At 43.4% G+C, this 17,973-nt stretch carries 18 protein-coding genes; all 18 read right to left on the bottom strand.

Annotated features, from left to right (window positions below; all coding sequences use genetic code 11):
* Positions 1-38: 38 nt before the first annotated feature.
* The 18 genes from MCACP_RS06095 to MCACP_RS06010 all read right to left on the bottom strand — a co-directional run bounded on the left by MCACP_RS06095 (position 39) and on the right by MCACP_RS06010 (position 17,960).
* Positions 39-176: a hypothetical protein gene (locus MCACP_RS06095; protein ID WP_406678459.1), complete on the bottom strand. Its 138-nt coding sequence runs from the start codon at positions 174-176 to the stop codon at positions 39-41.
* Positions 177-304: 128 nt separating this feature from the next.
* On the bottom strand, positions 305-535 hold the full coding sequence (locus tag MCACP_RS06090; RefSeq protein ID WP_406678458.1) for a DUF1998 domain-containing protein: 231 nt from the start codon (positions 533-535) through the stop codon (positions 305-307).
* A 197-nt stretch (positions 536-732) separates the two neighbouring features.
* Complete coding sequence (locus tag MCACP_RS06085; protein ID WP_406678457.1) at positions 733-1,674, bottom strand: Rpn family recombination-promoting nuclease/putative transposase; 942 nt, start codon at positions 1,672-1,674, stop codon at positions 733-735.
* Between the two features lie 316 nt (positions 1,675-1,990).
* Positions 1,991-2,206: a type II toxin-antitoxin system HicA family toxin gene (locus MCACP_RS06080; protein ID WP_081328430.1), complete on the bottom strand. Its 216-nt coding sequence runs from the start codon at positions 2,204-2,206 to the stop codon at positions 1,991-1,993.
* Positions 2,175-2,660 carry a type II toxin-antitoxin system HicB family antitoxin gene (locus MCACP_RS06075; protein ID WP_406678456.1) on the bottom strand — a complete coding sequence of 162 codons (486 nt, stop codon included), beginning with the start codon at positions 2,658-2,660 and terminating at the stop codon, positions 2,175-2,177. Before MCACP_RS06075 ends, MCACP_RS06080 begins: the two co-directional genes overlap by 32 nt.
* Positions 2,661-2,664: 4 nt before the next feature.
* Positions 2,665-2,979: a hypothetical protein gene (locus tag MCACP_RS06070; protein WP_406678455.1), complete on the bottom strand. Its 315-nt coding sequence runs from the start codon at positions 2,977-2,979 to the stop codon at positions 2,665-2,667.
* Between the two features lie 84 nt (positions 2,980-3,063).
* Entirely contained in the window at positions 3,064-3,597 is a 534-nt protein-coding gene (locus tag MCACP_RS06065) for a sugar phosphate nucleotidyltransferase (RefSeq protein ID WP_406678696.1), read from the bottom strand.
* Positions 3,598-3,681: 84 nt separating this feature from the next.
* Positions 3,682-5,163, bottom strand: coding sequence for a DUF5677 domain-containing protein (locus MCACP_RS06060; RefSeq protein ID WP_406678454.1), 1,482 nt, complete (start codon positions 5,161-5,163; stop codon positions 3,682-3,684).
* Between the two features lie 58 nt (positions 5,164-5,221).
* On the bottom strand, positions 5,222-5,356 hold the full coding sequence (locus tag MCACP_RS06055) for a hypothetical protein (RefSeq protein WP_406678453.1): 135 nt from the start codon (positions 5,354-5,356) through the stop codon (positions 5,222-5,224).
* Between the two features lie 413 nt (positions 5,357-5,769).
* Positions 5,770-7,092, bottom strand: a complete 1,323-nt coding sequence (locus tag MCACP_RS06050; protein ID WP_406678452.1) for a lipopolysaccharide biosynthesis protein — start codon at positions 7,090-7,092, stop codon at positions 5,770-5,772.
* Positions 7,093-7,134: 42 nt separating this feature from the next.
* Entirely contained in the window at positions 7,135-8,451 is a 1,317-nt protein-coding gene (locus MCACP_RS06045; protein ID WP_406678451.1) for a UDP-glucose dehydrogenase family protein, read from the bottom strand.
* 32 nt (positions 8,452-8,483) lie between these two features.
* A complete protein-coding gene (locus MCACP_RS06040) occupies positions 8,484-10,328 on the bottom strand; it encodes a glycosyltransferase (protein WP_406678450.1) in 1,845 nt (614 codons plus the stop codon).
* A 33-nt stretch (positions 10,329-10,361) separates the two neighbouring features.
* Positions 10,362-11,960 carry a hypothetical protein gene (locus MCACP_RS06035; RefSeq protein ID WP_406678449.1) on the bottom strand — a complete coding sequence of 533 codons (1,599 nt, stop codon included), beginning with the start codon at positions 11,958-11,960 and terminating at the stop codon, positions 10,362-10,364.
* A gap of 108 nt (positions 11,961-12,068) precedes the next feature.
* Positions 12,069-13,217: a glycosyltransferase family 4 protein gene (locus MCACP_RS06030; protein ID WP_406678448.1), complete on the bottom strand. Its 1,149-nt coding sequence runs from the start codon at positions 13,215-13,217 to the stop codon at positions 12,069-12,071.
* Between the two features lie 11 nt (positions 13,218-13,228).
* Positions 13,229-14,320, bottom strand: a complete 1,092-nt coding sequence (locus tag MCACP_RS06025; RefSeq protein ID WP_406678447.1) for a glycosyltransferase family 4 protein — start codon at positions 14,318-14,320, stop codon at positions 13,229-13,231.
* A 40-nt stretch (positions 14,321-14,360) separates the two neighbouring features.
* On the bottom strand, positions 14,361-15,272 hold the full coding sequence (locus MCACP_RS06020; protein ID WP_406678446.1) for a glycosyltransferase family 2 protein: 912 nt from the start codon (positions 15,270-15,272) through the stop codon (positions 14,361-14,363).
* A gap of 130 nt (positions 15,273-15,402) precedes the next feature.
* Entirely contained in the window at positions 15,403-16,602 is a 1,200-nt protein-coding gene (locus MCACP_RS06015) for a glycosyltransferase family 2 protein (protein ID WP_406678445.1), read from the bottom strand.
* Entirely contained in the window at positions 16,593-17,960 is a 1,368-nt protein-coding gene (locus MCACP_RS06010) for a phosphomannomutase/phosphoglucomutase (protein WP_406678444.1), read from the bottom strand. The genes MCACP_RS06015 and MCACP_RS06010 overlap by 10 nt, the downstream gene beginning before the upstream one ends.
* Positions 17,961-17,973: the final 13 nt, after the last annotated feature.

Here is a 17,973-nt window from a genome sequence, read left to right as displayed (position 1 = left end):
TTATGTCTACCTCGACGCATAAAATCGTGTTTAGAGCTTTACCGCATCATCCCCAAAAACATACTACGCAGGGCGCGGCGGTTGTTCCCGCCGTAGCAGACCCGGGCACCCTTCCCCAGCAGGCTGTCCTCAATGCGCCGGACGTCCTTGATCTCGCAGCCTTCCAGGATCACCAATGCTCGGCAACTAGCCACCTGGAAAGAGAGCCAAAGCATCGCATCAAGGAGAACTACTTAACAGTTTCTGTATAAATTCTATCACATAGCCCCTGTTCAGTTTATCATGGCAATACTGGTTGGTATAATTACGCAGGCAACCGTAGCAAACTTGTGTTGGCCAGACTACCACCACATTCGCATCTGGAGAGTATCGCCAACGTCCGCTGCAAAGTTCGCATCAGATTATCTTTTTCTGCAATCCGCTTGACATGGCCTGCGCCACCCGGCACATCATCAAATAATACCAGCGCAGGGCTATAAGGATTGCCTGCATAGGGGTATAAAGTACCATCGACATCCTGGCGCTCGATATCCAAGGCACTGCAGGCTCCCTCTAAAATGCCGTATAAAACAGACTCCCAGAAACCCTCACGTTGATCATGGTATTCCGGAAACCATATTCTTAAAACGTCAGTGTAAAACTCGTAACCCAATGAATAACGGGCATATCTGCTGATCGCCCGTTAGGCATACTCCGGAGCCGGCAGCGCAGTTGTTCGGAGCCTAAAAGCACCTACTGGAGGTTCCCGGCGATCTTTCCTAAAATAACTGCCCGCGCTTCTTCTATAGTACCGGCAGTAAACAGCTCATCCAGAATGCGGTCCAGGATTTGGAGGTCGCTTATTTTCTGCACCTTTTCTTGCAAATCAGCAGATTGCTGCCCAAATTTGCGGGAGAGGTACTTGCAGATAATCTCTTGGGATTTTTCCATTCTACCTTCCATTCTGCCTTCCATCCGGCCTCTTTCATGCCAACTGGTAGTAATCTGCATAATTGTCTCAGCCTCCTTTTTATCGATTCTACCCAGTTCACAGTTGAGTCTTTCTTCTTCCTCCTGGCTTAGCTTCAGGTAGCTCTCGAAGAATCCGGCCAGCATCTCCATCCGCGCCGGGTCCAGTTTTAACCTCGTCAGCATGCGCAGAAATTCTAACTTTACCTGGACCCTCTCTTCGTCTTTAAAACCCATTTTACTCAGGAGCGCGGCTGCTACCGGATTGTTGCTGTGAATATATTCCCGCCACGGTAGCTTTTTTAGTTCCAGTTTATAGAAACGAAAGCGCAATACGTCCAGAAAAGTAAATCCACTTGTGAATGTATCGGGTTCGTCCCGCACCTGGTCGTAAGTAAAAATGGCTATCGGCAGGATCTTGCAGCGGTGCTGCTCGTAAAGGCGACTGAAGTAGATAAACATCCTCTCGTTGAATTCTTTTTGCACATAACTTTGCGGCTCGATGTGGACCATGATCAGGCCTTCTTCGCCTTTAAGGCGGGTCTCTACCAGAATATCGACCTCGTGTTTTTCGCCGGCAGTGACGTCGGTAAAGACTTCCTGCTGCAGGAATCTTACATGGGTAAAATCAATGGCTTCATATGCCCGGGGGAAAAAGGCTTGCATGAATTCAGCAAAAAAGGTCTCGATTAGTTCCTTAAAAAGCCGGTCGTGATCGATATTCATTCGTTACAGTTCCCCCATGACCGTTGCAGGAATTTGGACCAAACGTTTGATCGGGAGATCGATTGAGGGCCTCAGGGATAATTCTCCTTTTTTTATTTTATCATATAACATCCCGGGGCAACAGGCGCATCTCCATCACGTTCACCTGAACAAATTAAATTATACTTAACTGCACAGCGGCGACCATCGCCGTACCATCTCCGATCCCACTCCGTATTATGGACATAGATCTTATAAAGTAAAATTTAATTAAACACCGGCCAGCACGGCCATCAGCTTGGCCACTGCGATATATAACTATAGAAATGAGTTTTATTCACTCACTCAAGCTATCCCATTCTTCTTTGCTAATACCCGCTTCTCTTAAAATTCTGATTAATAACGAAACGCTTATGTCATCACCATGGGGATTAGGTATGCGAAGTTTATGTCTACCCCGGCGCATAAAATTATGCTTAGAACCATGGAAAGGCCCCTCGTAACCCAACTTCCTAAGGCGCTTAATTAATTCTGTCCTGCTGACCGGATTCAAGGTTGTTCTCCCCTACCCAAGCATGATCTTCCTGCCATTTATGATTTAGATCTGCGCCGCCTAAAACAGGAATATCGTTATCCCCATCCCGCAGTTTAAAAAGAAGCCATTCTTCCAGAACTTCCTGCAAAGTGGCTAGACATTCCTTTTCATCTTTTCCGTCAGCCCAAACGCCAGGGCACGAAGGTATTTCGGCAAAGAATGTACCATCTTCTAGCCGTTCGATGACAGCTTCTTTCATTGCTGCCTGTATAAAAGTAGTGAATGCCCCTCTTCCCATTTTTGCCCTTTCCTCCTTTGATCCCTTTTGGGGAGGATAAAAACTTTCAAGGGTGGAATTCTGGGCAGGCAAATTTAAGGTAATGTTGATGGTAGTCTGGTTAATATTCTGATTGATGTTGGTAATAGGTTTAAAGTCCGACATGATACCAGCAATTCTATTCCTTGCATTCATTATATTACTTTCCCCCCTCACTTGCAATTTGGCTATTCTCACGTTGGGTTAAAAGCCGTTCGAGTAGGTCCCGTATCCTCTCAATATGAGGCCAGGTGAAAGCAAAGCGAGCTACCAACCTGCCTATTGCCCCTTCCTGGGGTTGATGTCCCGGTAGAGGGGTTGATTCTGGGAACCGCTGAATAAAGTTTAGCACTACTATCTCCGGGTTCGCCGAACTCTGGACCAGATCAATGAATTCAATATGCATCGCCTGCTGATCGGCGATTAAAGGCAGCCATTCAGGATTCTGTTGTATATTTTTTTCTTGCCCGGACATTTATTTGTAGCTCCTTTCACTATTATACCTTTTCCTTAAATACTCATGCCATCCACCCTGCCAGGCCGACAGAATGGCGAGCCTCTATATCACCAGCTCCGCATCGTCACCCAAAAACATGCGCAGCGCCCGGCGGTTATCCCCGGCGTGGCAGACCCGGGCGCTCTTCCCCAGCAGGCTGTCCTCAATGCGCTGGACGTCCTTGATCTCACAGCCTTCCAGGATCACCGAATGCTCCAGACCCATATTATAAAGGCGGCAGTTATCGCCCACGGCAGTAAACGGGCCGATGAAGCAGTTTTCCACCACGCAGTCCCTGCCGATAACGGCCGGTCCCCTGACCACGCTGTTTTTCACTACCGTGCCGGCGCCGATTTCCACCCGGCCGCTCAAGTGGCTTCTTGCATCGACTTCGCCCCTGATTTCCAGCCTGGCGTAAGCATCCAGCACCGCCCGGTTGGCCTCCAGGATATCGTCCTTCTTGCCCGTGTCCAGCCACCAGCCCTCTACTTTACGGGCGGCCACGTTGTAACCCATGTTCAAGAGCTCCTGGATGGCGTCGGTAATCTCCAGCTCCCCCCGCCAGGATGGTTTGAGGCCCTCAATGGCCCGGTGGATAACCGGGGTAAAGAGGTAGATGCCTACCAGGGCCAGGTTTGACGGCGGATCCTGGGGGTTTTTCCACTAGCTTTACTATGCTTTTCAGATAGATGAAATTGCTTCGACTGTTACTCTTTCCGGAAAGACCGGATACCTTTTGTCAACCACTTCGAGAATCTTATCGACGAGGACGCAAGCATCCGGTAAGACGTCTTCTAAGGTGTTTGTTTGATCGCGAATAATGCGGTGCAAACGGTGGAGAGGGTTCATACAGAGATCAAAAGACACATTCCTAACTGCAGCCCAGTTCCCATGTATAAATCCTGAAGTCCAAGGGTAGTACCGGTCGTACTCCGCCTTAACCCCTGCTTTCTCGCTCATAGAACGTAGATTTGAGTTATCCCAATGCCCCACATTTATCTCAGTAAACTCCAACCAGCGGTCCTCATTGGCCAAAAACTCCAATGTTTCAATGCGAACATAATCAGGAGGGGTTACTGAACCGTCATCAAATTTAAGAAAAGCGAGCTTTGCTTGCCCAGCTCCATATGTGCGGTAAACTTGCCATATGTTTTTATCCTTTTCTGATGAAAGGTAAGCCAAAGTCACATAGCATTCCAATAAAGCACGTAATCCCATTCGTCCTAAAATCGCTGTACTATTCCCTAAACGAAGGAGTTCGTCTAGGATAGCCAGAGCATATGCTGCCAAGCCGAAAGTACCTTCATGCTCGGCATCTACATCGGTGGTTCTTAATGTTTGTTTGTAATGAGCGACAAGAGCTTTCCTAGTTTGACTCACTCGCTCCCGTGTAGTGCCAGGCTTGATTTGGCCTCCTATGTAATGAATGAAACCCACCTCACACTCTGTATCTTTCATACATTGATCCCAAAAAACTTCTGGCCATGTATTAGACTTATTATTATCAATAATAGAAAAAGTTCCTTCCACGGACCTAATCATGGGTCGAACTTTCCGCATGTCCCCATAGTTCGGGTAATATATAAGCTCCTTGACAGTTTCAAGATCAGGAAGTTTAAGTTGTCCCGCTATCACTTTCACCAAAACTCTAACCCACCGGCAATCAGTTGCCTCTTGTGAATGATGGTCTAAAGTGTGTGCTACAGCAACCTTAAGATCCTGCCAGTTTTCCAGAACGGGTGTAATATTGAGTACCCGTACCCAGTGCTCATAGCCCGGCAAGCCCTTAAGTAGCAACAGAGGTCGTAAGGCGTTTCGAGCAGTAATATCCGAACATATTGCATGAAGGAGCCTATCCCTAAGGTCAGCGGAGAGAGCCATTATACCCGTATGAGTGACATCAACGGGTCCAATTCCTTCAACCCCTTCTACTACTTTAGCCACTCGCCGAAAAATGTTCAGAGCATCGTCCCGTTTTAGGCCTGTGATGAGGAGCGCTGCCCATAACATTTCCGGCAATCTTTCATTTAGCCATGATGTTATTTGAAGATTTGGGATTTGTAAAAATGGAGGAATGAGTTTCTTACCTTTTATCTGGTGCTGAGCTAAAGTTGAGTAATTCTTGTTATCCTTATTCTTGTTATTCTTTTTCTTTTTAACCATACTATACCTCCTATGATTGAGTTATTAAGACCTATATCATTATGTCGAGTTTTTTAAGTTACCCGTAATAATCACGGGTAGAGGGAAGTTTTGCACCGTGGAGGTTATGGTCTTCATCTATGGCCCTTTCCAGATCAACGTCAGCGGCATTAATAGCGTAGCGATATATAACGTAACCTATAGGCTTATCCATATCAGTGCATAGTTCCTTCCAGGGCTAGTTTAATAGTACCATTAAGGTTTATGAGAACGGTTGATGATCCTTAAAAATAAAAACATTACATTCACCATAAACCGTTGCCATGGAAGAAAAATCAAATAGTATAACCCCAGCCTTTACTCATAGTGTCTAAAAGCGATAAGCTCTTGAATATGATACTTTGATCTGGCGGGATTATGCGGCAAAATGCATTACCCCATCAATCCCATTTTACATAAAAAGACTTTTAACAGTTCGCTGTTACCAGTATCCCCCATACCAGTTCAATGCACCTGATGGCAGCTTTATACCCCGTAGACAGATTATTGTCAGATATACCCCACTCTCCTGATAATCAAAACGTTCATCTATTATCCTATCCCTACATGCCATCTCCATTTAACCTGCTATGCCACATTCCCCCTACTACCTTCATGCAAAGTCCGCCACAACGGCCCGGCGACCACTAAAGCCACCACTAAATGGGCCAGGAAGTAGGCTATGCCGATGCCGTTTAAGCCGAATATCTCTAACATTAAATCGCCTAAACCCAGGGCCAGGACGGCCAGGCAACCAGTCTGGCAAATGATCAAAAACACCCGTTTCTTTACCTGGTTGACGGTGATATAAAGCTGGTTCACGCACTGGGGGATAACCGCCAGGGCTAAAAATCTTATCACCCCGGTCCCTTTTTCCGCGTATCCGGGGCCAAAAAAGTGTAAAAACCACCTGCTAAGGAGAATCATGGCAATAACCGCGGGTACTGACAGCAAAAGGGCAATGCCCAGGGCGCGCCGGCCATCCCGTCCCACCCGCCGCTGATCGTGGGAACCCTCAGCAAATAGGGAAGAAGCCAGGCCCGAGGGAATGACTGACAGAACCCCGTTCATCATCCAGGCGATATAAAAATAGGCGCTGTTTTCCGGCCCCAGAGTATTGAGCACCATGAGGGGGTAGATAAAAGAAGGAGCGCCGTTTAACAAATTGGCCAGGTAATTGGCGGATGAATACGGCAGTACCTGAGCTAATAGCTCCTTATCCCATGCTGGACCGGGGCGGTAACCTTTATAAATAGAAGGTAAAAAGAAATACCAGGCCAGGATGTTTCCCGCCAGCACCGCGACGCCCGTACCGGTAAAGATGCCAAACCCGGCCAGGAAGGCAAAGGCAAATACTGGCAAGGGTAGTTTAAGCAAGCAGGCAAGAGTATTTTTCCAGAACACATAGCCGGCCGCCCGCCCCGCAATGAGAGATTGATCAATAAGGGAAGATAAGGCGGTGGCAGTAGAAAAAACAACAAAACATCCCGCGAGCCAAATGCTCTTCCCGACAAAACTCAGAGCAGGCGACCAGTGCCCCAACCCGATTAAATAAACAAGGGAGCCCCCAAGGGTTACACACCCGATTAAGGTAAAAGAAGTATTTATCAGGCTGCCGGCTTTATCCTTAACCTGGGGGATAAAGCGAACCAGGCCCACACCCAGGCCCAGGTTAGCCAGGGAGCCAATCAATCCAGAGGCAGCGATAAGGGCCGAACCTATACCTACCTCTGCCGGGGTAAAAAACCTGGCCATGATGTTCCAGAATACAAAACCCAGCAAAGAAGTAGTTACAGTATTGAGCATCAAGTAAAAGGCATTGCTAAAAAGGGAAGAGTGCCAGGCCCTGGTTATATATGCAAAAAATAAATCCGTTAGCGTAGATAATCGCGCTTCGCCCAAATATTTCACAAAGAACATCATCTTCCTCTAGAGATTATTAAAAACGCTTACTTAAAAATTCTTGAGCTTGGCTCTACGCCCCATGCCTAAATATTTAAAGCCAAGCTCCAGCATAACATGTGGAGATAAGCAATTACGGCCATCCAAAATTAAATAGGGTTCTACCATTTTTTCTTTTGCTTTCTCCCAATCAAGCTCAATAAATTCCTCCCACTCCGTTGCTATAATCGCTGCTTCTGCCCCATGGAGGGCATCCCAGATCGTACTGCAAAAAGTAATTCCTTCATCTAATCCCAAACTAACTGCGGCTTTTTTATTGGCTACGGGATCATATGCCTGAACTCGCGCACCTTCATCCTGCAAAAGCCTGATAATTTTAAGAGCAGGAGCCTCCCGGAGATCATCAGTTCCTGGTTTAAAGGCCAAACCCAGCAAAGATATACGTTTATTGTTTAAAGATCCCAACTCTCTACGCAGTTTTTGAACAGCAAGCACAGGCTGCTTATTGTTGACGTTAATAACCGACCTCAATAATTCAAACTCGTGACCGTTAACCATCGCAAGAAAATCCAGCGCCCTAACGTCCTTAGGAAAACAAGATCCCCCATAGCCTATACCTGCCTTTAGAAAACTGGAACCAATCCGCGGGTCTAGCCCAATACCTTGGGCCACATCCTGAATGTCCGCATCTAAATAATCACAGAGATTAGCTATTTCATTTATGAAACTAACCCTGGTAGCCAAAAAGGCATTGGCTGCATATTTGATTAACTCTGCGCTGGTAACATCCGTGATAACAAATGGAGCGTCAATATTATCGTAAAGGCTCTTTACTAATTCAATCGCCTTATTATCATAGCCACCAAGTACAATACGATCCGGGTTGAACCAATCTTTGACGGCCTGTCCCTCTCTCAGAAATTCAGGATTAGAAACATAAGAAATCTTCCCCGTAGATTCGCCTAAATAATCTGATATCAATTTCTTCCCTGTACCGGGTGGCACCGTACTTTTCATAACCAGGGTTGTTGGCGCTGTTACACGCTCCCGCACCCATGAAATTACTTTTTTCACCTGAGAAATATCGGCTGCACCATCAGGCCGGGAGGGGGTACCCACACAGATCATGACAACTGGCGCATATATACGCTCTATCTCCGAGATATGTCGAAACTTCAACCTTTTTTCAGAAACCCCCTGTTTAATAAGCTCATCCAACCCTGGCTCATAAATAGGTAAGGTGCCATTAATATATCCTTCTAATTTTTCCCTATCAATCTCCGTTCCGATAACTTCATGTCCAGCACAAGCCAAACCGGCGGCAGCAACCGATCCGACATATCCTAAACCAACTATTAAAATTTGCATTTCACCACCCCATTCTCTTAAAACTTAGCCTTTTAAATACGATCATTTAGAACATCCTCATAGAATTCAATTATCTGGTTAACAATTTTTTCCGGATCATAATTTTTCAACCTAACCTCGCAGTTAGAACTTAGTTTTAACCTTAATTCCGGATTATCATATAAACGGATTAATAAGTCAGCTAAGGCATTTTCATCCCCTGCGGGGAAAACCAATCCGGCGTCTCCAACTATTTCCGGCGGCGCGCCAACATCAGAAACAACACATGGTAATCCCACGCTCATTGCTTCTAACAGAGTTCTCCCAAAAGGCTCATGCCAAAGGCCTGGATGAACGAAAACATGGGCCTGTCTATAAAAATCCATTACTTGGGAATGGGATACCCTCCCTGTAAATAATACCTTGTTTTCTATTCCTGTCCCTAATATTAAATTCTCTAATACAGGTCGTAATGGTCCATCCCCTACTATCGTTAGCTTAACGTCGGGTCTTTGCTGGACCATTTTTATAAATGCTTTAAGTAAAATTTGCACCCCTTTATTATCAGCCAATTGCCCTACATACAGCACATTAAAAGGCCTATCGGCAGGTCCATTGTGATTAAAAGATTGAAAATGATGTTCTGGGAAATTAGGAATAACCCTGATTCTGTCGCTTTTATAACCATGATCTACATAAATTTTTTTTACGGCTTCACTAATTGCTATATATCCGTCAAGGCGCTTCATCAATTTAACCGCAACTGGAAAAGCTATTGAATATGGTAACCCCAGTAATTTATAAAGCATCGGCTTCTTTGAAGTTAAGCAGCGATATCTCGCCATCCAAGAGCATTTAATATTACCATTACATGAATATGTAGCAATAGGACATATGCCAAGATAACTATTTAAAGTGGCTATTACCTTACATTTTCCACCAATTAATTTATATAATCCAGCTCCTCCCATAGAGCCGATGTTATATACATGGAAGATATTTATACCCTTTTTTCCTAACATTATAAGCTGGCGGGCAATCAGTCCCGCTATCGTAATAGGTTGACCATATTGCTGGTATTGTTTAAGCCTATATTTTATAATATTACTTTCATTCCCCCATCTACTTTCAAAATCTTTCTCGCATGTAAAAACAATATGTCTTAGTCCTTTTTTTGATAACCATTTTGAAAGCAAGTACGCAGAGATTTGACCTCCACCAATGGTATTTCCTGGCGAAGAGGTGATTATAGCTATCTTCTTATCTATCTCCTCACGGCCTTTTTTCTCGAGGATAAAAAAATGATGGTAAGGATTATTATATAGCCGAAAAGTCTTTAATACCTTTAACCCCATTTCTTTAAAATATCCTTTTATTAACCGATAGCTATAACCTCTTTTATTCATTTCCCAGTAATGTTGGCCGTCAAATTTATGTATTTTATGAGGATAAGGTATAGGGATTAATATTTCACTAGATATTAACCGTGGAATGTCCAATTGAAATCTTATACAAGGTGAAGCGTTCGGGATAGATATAACAATAAATTTAGATGTTACACGTTTCATTTCAGATAATGCTTTTGGAAAATCATTAAATGGCAAATGTTCTAATACCTCGAAACAAGCTACAAGCTCATATGAATTATCATCAAAAGGTAAAGAAACTACGGAACCAACATAATCAGGATTTAAAGCGGGATCAATATCAAGTGTAGTTATATCTATATGTCTAGATTTTAAATAATTAGCGACAAATGAATTCCCAATGCCTATTTCAAGTATTTTTTTACATCCCATCGATAATATTAAATTAATTTGCTGATAATATGATAAAAATCGCTCTTTCGTATCATAGTCGATATTAAAATAATGCATTGCGTTTACTTGAGTTTTCATTATATCTCCCCTCAAAGTTCTTTTTTGGATACCTTAAGTTGTTATAAAAGAATATTGTAAAATAACATCCAAGCCATTATCATAAAAAACATTAGATCTATCTGCAATATAATCTAATCTATTATATATATCTTTTTTAATATAAAGAGACTCGAATTGACGGCCCATTTTATTATAAGCTATAATACTTCCATATGGATATGAATAGTATATACATAATTTTGATGTAGATAATAATGCTCCTAAAAATAATCCTATTTTATAATCACTATATATTTGCTTGTCAGGTGATACTTTAGTTTTAATAAAATCAACAACTCGAACAGTGTTTTCATCAGATACCCTAATATCTTCTAATACATTTATGGGATCTTGCGCCGATTTTGGATAAACAACAAACAAAGAACGACTACTAGCTATCAAAAGAATTATAATAAAAATATATATTAATTTACCTCTAATTTCTGAAATAATTGCTATAAATAATAATGGCAGAATTATAAATAGAAAACTGATAGCAATAGTTCTTATATCAGAAAAAGTTTTTTCTGGCATTACAGAGGCACCTATATAAGTGCCAGTTCCAATTAATAACAAAAATATTGAAGTCAGAAACACCGCCATTGAAATTGGGTTTAGGTTTTTGTTTTTTTGTATAGATTTTATATAGCAATATAGACATAAAATAACTAAAATTATAGTGGCAATATAACTTATACTTAAAAAGAACGTATCAATAGGTAGCCAAACAGTAGTTCGTGCAAATGGAATAACTCTTTCCTCAAAATGAAATTTTAAAAGTGATTTTACAAAATCATAAATACCACTCCATGCAGAATATATATAGCTTTTTAGATACATTAAATATAAATACCCAGCATAAATCATCCAAGACGAAGAGATTATTAAATATGGATTTGCTTTTCTATTTAATATGGTAATAATACCAAAAATAAAAATAGCAAGTATACATGACATAGATGATCCAATAGAAGCTCCTGCAACTAAAATTATAAAACATAGTATATCTTTTATACCTTTATTATAATGTTTCAACCAATATATCATAGCTAATAAAAATAAAAAGGTCCCCATTTCTCTATATCCTAAACTGGGGCTAATTGTAAAAGAAAATGAAATTAAAGTCGCAGAAGCTATTTTTACAAAAATTTTATCATTTCCTTGCAGGGTTCTATAGAAATATATGCCCATACAACTAATAAATACAAGAACTAGAAAGACAAGGGCATCTTTACTATTAATATAATTCAAACCGGTTAATTTATGCACCATATAAATTAAATATGGCGAAGAAAAAAAATACGAATGGGCATTAGAATAGAAAATCCTACCAACTTCATATTGTTGGGCTAATGAAGCTGTTTCAGATATATTTGTTGAAAAGGGTATAGAAAGTAAATATTGATTATAAAAATAATTTAAAAATGGTATAATTATAAGCGTCAACTCCGTAGATAAATATAAGGAGAATACTATTAAACCAAGAATAACAAAGATAAAGAGGCGAGAAAATGTTGATGGTAAATTATTATATAGAGTTTGAGATAAGATTAGGTACATCAATAACAATAGAATTATCGTTGCAATTATATGCCTAAGTTGTTTTGCCATCCTTTAACAATATTTCCTCCTATGCGCAATATGATTTATCTATATAATTGTGAAATATGACTTTTTGGTTTTTCTCAATATATCTATATTTGTCTTTGCGTACTAAGTTCAAGCATTCCCGACCAATTTGTACACCTTTATATAACTTTCTGCAATAGAAGACCATCTATATTGACCTTTAACCTTTTCCTTACCTCTTTTCCCCATCTCTTTTAGCATATCCGGCTTACTAAGTAAGTCAAATACTATCCTTGTAAGTCCTTCGCTATCCCCCCACTGTATTATCCAGCCATCAATGCCATCTTCAATGATATCTCGTACACCTCCTGCATCAAAGGCTACCACTGGAGTGCCACAAGCATAACTTTCTAAAATTACCATTGGAAAAGCTTCATATGTTGAAGGAACAACAGTTAAATATGCCATTTTATAAAAGACTGGTAAGTCTTTTTGAGGAACATTACCCAAAAAAATCACGTTTTCATCCAGATGAAGTTCAGTAACTAACTGCCTTATCTCCTGGGTGTAATCAGAATCGCTTATCTGCCCCGCCACTAATAAGCGTATATCCGGAAATTCGCCTCTAATTTCACCCAAAGACTTAAGTAAAAAGTGTAACCCCTTTCTTTTTTCGGCGGGTCTAAGGAAAAACAGTATCGGACCCTTATCAGCTAATCCCAGTTTCTGTCGAGTTTCATTAATTTTACCTGGCGGCAAGTCATTGAGCCAGAAATCATCAATACCATTGGGAATGACAAAAATCTTTGAGGGATCTACTCTATATGTATTAGTTATATCATCTTTTACCGCGGAACTAACAGTAGTAACTACGTCGGCACCCCTATATAAATACCTACCTATAATATTAAACACGGATTTCTTTATATCATTGCCTGCATTTTCAGCATATATTTTTGATAATAGACCATGGTTTGTCACTATGTAAGGTATCTTGTGCCGCTTAAATAAAGTCAATAATTGCCCGCCGTGAAAATGAACTATGTCAATGTCTTTTTCCTTTATCAATTTTTTAACGGTCAAAGCAAGTTTTAATTCCCCCGCTAGCGTAAGGGGCATTCCAGGTATAAGGGTCCATCCTCTTACTTTTTGAGACTTACCGGTGGTAAATCCAATATTGTAAACCTGGTGGCCTGCTTTGAGGTATTGTTTGGTTAGATTTTCGATTACCGTGAGTATTCCTGTTCTATATTCAAATGTACCATTATAAACCATCGCTATTCTTAAGTTCTGTTTCATTTTATTACTCCTCAATGCTTCCCTGCTTCATAATAATATCTTAAATACCCCTGCGCTATAGCTTCCCATCTATAATCTTCTAAATCATTAGAGATAGATTGCTCTGTAATACACTGCATAATATAACAGGCCAATTCCCCAGGCTTCAGGTTACAGGCATTAATCGAGGTTACTCCATCAAATAGTTGGCATAATTCAACCAGTGCTGTTTTATTATTGACAAGAACGGGCTTAGCGGCGGCTAAGCCTTCTATTACATTCAATCCGAAGGCTTCTAGATTTGACAGGTTTATAACAAGGTCACATGTCTTATACCAGCGATATACTTCTTCATTTGGCAATCTACCCAGAAACACAACCCTTTCTTTAAGGTTTAGACTAGCTGCAAGCTTTTCAAGGTACGGCCGGTAAGGACCTTCGCCAATAATAATCAACCGGTAATCCTCTGGAAGGTAGGGCATTGCCCTAATGGCCAGGTGTATATTCTTGTATTTTTCCAGACGGCTAACTATCAGTAAATGGTGGCCTGAAACAGGAAAAGGCTTGGCTTTTTTTATGTCCTCAAGTATTATTCCATTGGGTATAACTGCTATTTTACTATCTGGTATGCCAAAATGCTTTTTTATCAATCCGGCCTCAAAATTGCTTACACAGGTTATGCCGTCTACCTGCCTTAAGAAACTTTTTATCAAAGGACGATAAAGGCGTAAAAAAATACTTGATAAAGGTGTCTTGCCTTTTCCATGGTAGTGACCCGTAACTATAACTATTAGTTTAGGACCTTTTATATCCCTGGTAGCCTGGACTACCATATGGGGGATGAAAGTATGTAAATTATGAGCATGAATTACATCGTACTGCAAGGCTTTTTCGCTCAGATGCTTCATTAAAGGTTTGGAATAACAATAAGGTCCTGTAGGTTTAAATCTCCGGATGATAACCCCATTTAACTCGTCTACTTCTTGAAGACTCCCCCCTGCATCTATGGTTAAGACTTCAACTTTATGTCCCTGCCTGACTAACTCCTCGCTGATTTGCTTAACTACGGTTTCCACGCCACCACCATATGGTTCGTAGCGAGGAACTACTTCACAAATATGCATTTATTACCACCAAAATCCCCTTATCGTTCTATAAGTATATTCAATCTAATAAATATAGCTTTCCTTTAACATATCCTATTCCGGTAGCTATAATAGCGCTCATTGTTAAAGAAAGTTTGCCTATATTTTGAAGCGGACTTTTTAGAAGAAAAAAATCCTTTATGTATCCAATCATAGAAGTCGTTAAGAGAAACCTCAGATAACTATTTTCTGTAGTTAAACTTTTATTAGGAAAGCATCCCTTAGACAAACCTTCTCCATATGCGCGTTTTATTACATAATTAAGTCGACATCTCGAAACAGGCACTTTATGATATACTAAAGCCTCCGGTTCGTAAATTATCTTTCCTTCAGGTATGGATGCCTTTATTTTTAAGCATAGTTCTGTTTCTTCTCCAGCAAGAGCGTTATTCCCCAATCGTCCTAAACGATCTGAAAAGTACCCAACTTTTTCAAATACGCTTTTTCTAAAGGACATATTACATCCAATTAAATTGCGAACTTCCCCTCTTTTTTCCGGAAAGCCTTTATAAGTGCACCCTACAATCCAATCAAATTCTTCCGGAAACCACCAGGGCCTTCCTTTTTCCCACAAAGGGACAAGTTTTCCCCCTACAGCCACTATACTTGGATCTTTATAATTTATTATCAAATTTTCAAGCCATTTACTATCTGCTACCGCGTCATCATCGATAAAGGCTATGATATCTCCTTTGGCTTTTCTAATGCCCGCATTTCTTGTTTCTGATAATCCAGGTTTCAAATCGTTAAAAGCAAATATAACTTTCCCAGGAAGCATTTCCTTTAGTTTAAGGAGCAATTCTTTATTGTGATCTATTGAAACGATAACTTCTATATTGCGGTAGGTTTGGTTATAAATAGATTCAACTGCTGCAATGATATCTTTTAATCTATTCATTGAATATCCACAAATAATGACCGAAGCTAACATAAATAATGACTCCTCTATCTCTTATGGCCCTGCTCGACAAAGGCATTGGCCATAACAATGGTGTAAGCCGATATGCCGCTGAAGAACTTTTTGGAAGAGCCGACGATGCAGATACGCACTTTTTCTGCCCCTAGCTTAATTTAATGCTGCGGGAAGAAACATCGGGAACGAAGATGGATAGAAATATCGTCGCAAAAAACAACAGCACTCCCAGCAGGCCGCCTGTAAGCAGGGGGAATGAATAGACTTCCATCCCCGGCTGGCCTTTAGCCACCATCAGGAGGCTGGCGGCGGAAAGTAGGATTATAGCAAAGGAAAAAAGGATCAGCTTCCTGTCAACCCTGCTTCGCAAAAAAAACATCATGAGGGGACTGGGTTTCCTGTTTTTATGCACTAACCCGTAGAGCTTGCTGGCGACACCCAGAGTGACGACCTGGAAACCGGCTAGCATTAATAAGGAGGCCGCTATCCCCCGGACCTGCTGGGGTTCCTTGACAAAACCTATCATGGCTGTTAAGCCGGCCAAAAAGAGCAGCAGGCCCGGCAGGATAAAGGCCAGGGTCGGGTTGTACAGGGGCAGGTGCTTTAAAATCGTGCACCCGATGCGGTAGCCGTCCCTGAGGCCGTTCAGCTTCGCTTTCCCGATCCGTTCACGGTAGACGATGGGTATATCTTTGATCTTTAGCCCCATGGCCGCGGCTTTGATGGCTATTTCCGATTCAATGCCGAAGCCGCGGGAGTGGAGGTCCATTTTTTCCAGGTGCGTTTTCTTGAGGCCGTAAAGGCCGGTCAGGGGGTCATAGGCTTTAAAGCCGTAGATGTAGCGAATTGAGTTACGGAAAATAGCGTTACCTATCCGGTTGAAGGCGGGGATATTCTGCTTCCCTTTGCTCCTTGAAGCGACGACATAATCGTAATCCTCCAGGGCGGCGGCGATCTCCAAAATAGTTTCAGCCGGGTAGGTGTCATCGGCGTCGATGAAGATGATGTTCTCGCCCCGGGCGTTCTGGATGCCGGTCTTCATGGCCGCACCCTTGCCCCGGTTAATTTTATGCCTGATCAAGCGGCAGGGGTACCTCCGGGCCACTGCCGCCGTATTGTCGGTAGAGCCGTCGTCGACAATGAGGATCTCAAAACTATCATCGATCAGCTTCAGGATCTTCTCCAGCACTACGGGTAAACCCTGTTCTTCGTTATAGGCTGGGATGATTATGGTATGGGCGGGCTGGGCGCTTATACTGGCCGTCCCGCGTTCCTCAACCTCTTCTCTCCTCAGCTTTTCTAAAGGCAGCAATTTCTTCACCTCTTCCTGCCGGTTCTTTAATCCCAAACTACCGGGCCGCTAACATACGTCCCCAGCTTTTCCTCGAACTTCCTCTTGATTTCCTCCAGCTCCGCTTCGCTCTTCGCCTCGCACCTCAAGACCAGCACTTCCTGGGTGTTGGAGGCGCGGATGAGGCCCCAGCCATTGGGAAAAACGACCCGGGCGCCGTCGACGTCGATCACTTCGTACCCTTCCCGGCGGAAGGATTCCGTTATGCCGCTGATAACCGTCTGCTTTTTGTTTTCCGGGCAGGGGACGCGGACCTCCGGCGTGATGGGTAGCCTTGGCACATCGGCCAGGAGTTCGGACAGCTTCCGGCCCTGGCCGGCGACAATGCGCAGCAGCCGGGCCGCGGCATAGAGGGCGTCGTCGTAGCCGAAGTATTCGTCGGCGAAAAAGAGGTGCCCGGACATCTCGCCGGTAAAGGGGATGCCCAGTTCCCGCATCTTGGCTTTGATGAGGGAGTGGCCTGTTTTGTAAAAGAACGGCCGCCCGCCCAGCCGGGTGATCTCATCCACCAGGGTCTGGCTGCACTTTACCTCGACTATGGCCCGGCTGCCGGGGTACCTGGGCATGATCTCGCGCCAGAAGAGGATCTGGAGCATGTCCCCCCAGATAACCTGGCCCCGGTCGTCGATTACCCCCAGCCGGTCGCCGTCACCGTCAAAGGAGAGTCCCAGGTCGGCTTTATTGTCCAGGACCGCCTGCTTTAAATCCACCAGGTTTTCCACCACCGTGGGGTCGGGGTGGTGGTGGGGAAAGGCCGGGTCAGATTCGCAGTACAGGGGGATTACCTGGCAGCCCAGGGCCTGGAGGAGCTTCACCGCCACCGGACCGGCCGTGCCGTTGCCGCCGTCGGCAACTACCCGCAGCCTTGTCTCAAGCTTTATGCGGGAAGCTATATAATCTATGTAGCTACCTTCCACCTGGACCTCTTCCACCCGGCCCCGGCCGGTTTTAAACTCTCCTCTTTCCATGATGCGCCGTACTTCCTGAATGGCTTCGCCGAAGATGGTGCCCTCGCCGCAGTAGACCTTGAAACCGTTGTCCTGGGGCGGGTTGTGGCTGGCGGTGATCATGACGCCGGCCTTCAGGTTCAGGTGGTGGTGGGCGAAGTAAAAGACCGGGGTGATGGTCTCGCCGATGTCGATACAGTCGCACCCCGCGGCGGTGAGGCCCTGTACCAGGGCATTCCGCAGGCGGGAAGAGTGCCGGCGGTTGTCCCTGGCGATGACGACCTGCCGGTAACCGTGGGCCTGAAAATAGGTCCCTAAACTTCTCCCCAGTTTTTCGACTTCATCATCCGGTAAGTCCCGGTCGGCCACGCCGCGGATATCGTAGGCTTTAAAGACAGCAGGATTCATCGGCGCTCCACCT

Origin of the sequence: Neomoorella carbonis (assembly GCF_045278715.1) — a bacterium.
Taxonomy (GTDB): Bacteria; Bacillota; DSM-521; order Neomoorellales; family Neomoorellaceae; genus Neomoorella; species Neomoorella carbonis.
Note: the sequence above shows the minus strand (reverse complement) of the source record. Positions and strands in the feature narration are given on the sequence as shown.

What these genes read in the sequence shown, in the direction of transcription:
- MCACP_RS06060 (WP_406678454.1), bottom strand. Translation starts at nt 5,163, where the DNA reads ATGGTTAAAAAGAAAAAGAATAACAAGAATAAGGATAACAAGAATTAC.
- MCACP_RS06070 (WP_406678455.1), bottom strand. Translation starts at nt 2,979, where the DNA reads ATGTCCGGGCAAGAAAAAAATATACAACAGAATCCTGAATGGCTGCCT.
- MCACP_RS06045 (WP_406678451.1), bottom strand. Translation starts at nt 8,451, where the DNA reads ATGCAAATTTTAATAGTTGGTTTAGGATATGTCGGATCGGTTGCTGCC.
- MCACP_RS06055 (WP_406678453.1), bottom strand. Translation starts at nt 5,356, where the DNA reads ATGGATAAGCCTATAGGTTACGTTATATATCGCTACGCTATTAATGCC.
- MCACP_RS06010 (WP_406678444.1), bottom strand. Translation starts at nt 17,960, where the DNA reads ATGAATCCTGCTGTCTTTAAAGCCTACGATATCCGCGGCGTGGCCGAC.
- MCACP_RS06085 (WP_406678457.1), bottom strand. Translation starts at nt 1,674, where the DNA reads ATGAATATCGATCACGACCGGCTTTTTAAGGAACTAATCGAGACCTTT.
- MCACP_RS06075 (WP_406678456.1), bottom strand. Translation starts at nt 2,660, where the DNA reads ATGAATGCAAGGAATAGAATTGCTGGTATCATGTCGGACTTTAAACCT.
- MCACP_RS06035 (WP_406678449.1), bottom strand. Translation starts at nt 11,960, where the DNA reads ATGGCAAAACAACTTAGGCATATAATTGCAACGATAATTCTATTGTTA.
- MCACP_RS06020 (WP_406678446.1), bottom strand. Translation starts at nt 15,272, where the DNA reads ATGTTAGCTTCGGTCATTATTTGTGGATATTCAATGAATAGATTAAAA.
- MCACP_RS06025 (WP_406678447.1), bottom strand. Translation starts at nt 14,320, where the DNA reads ATGCATATTTGTGAAGTAGTTCCTCGCTACGAACCATATGGTGGTGGC.
- MCACP_RS06040 (WP_406678450.1), bottom strand. Translation starts at nt 10,328, where the DNA reads ATGAAAACTCAAGTAAACGCAATGCATTATTTTAATATCGACTATGAT.
- MCACP_RS06030 (WP_406678448.1), bottom strand. Translation starts at nt 13,217, where the DNA reads ATGAAACAGAACTTAAGAATAGCGATGGTTTATAATGGTACATTTGAA.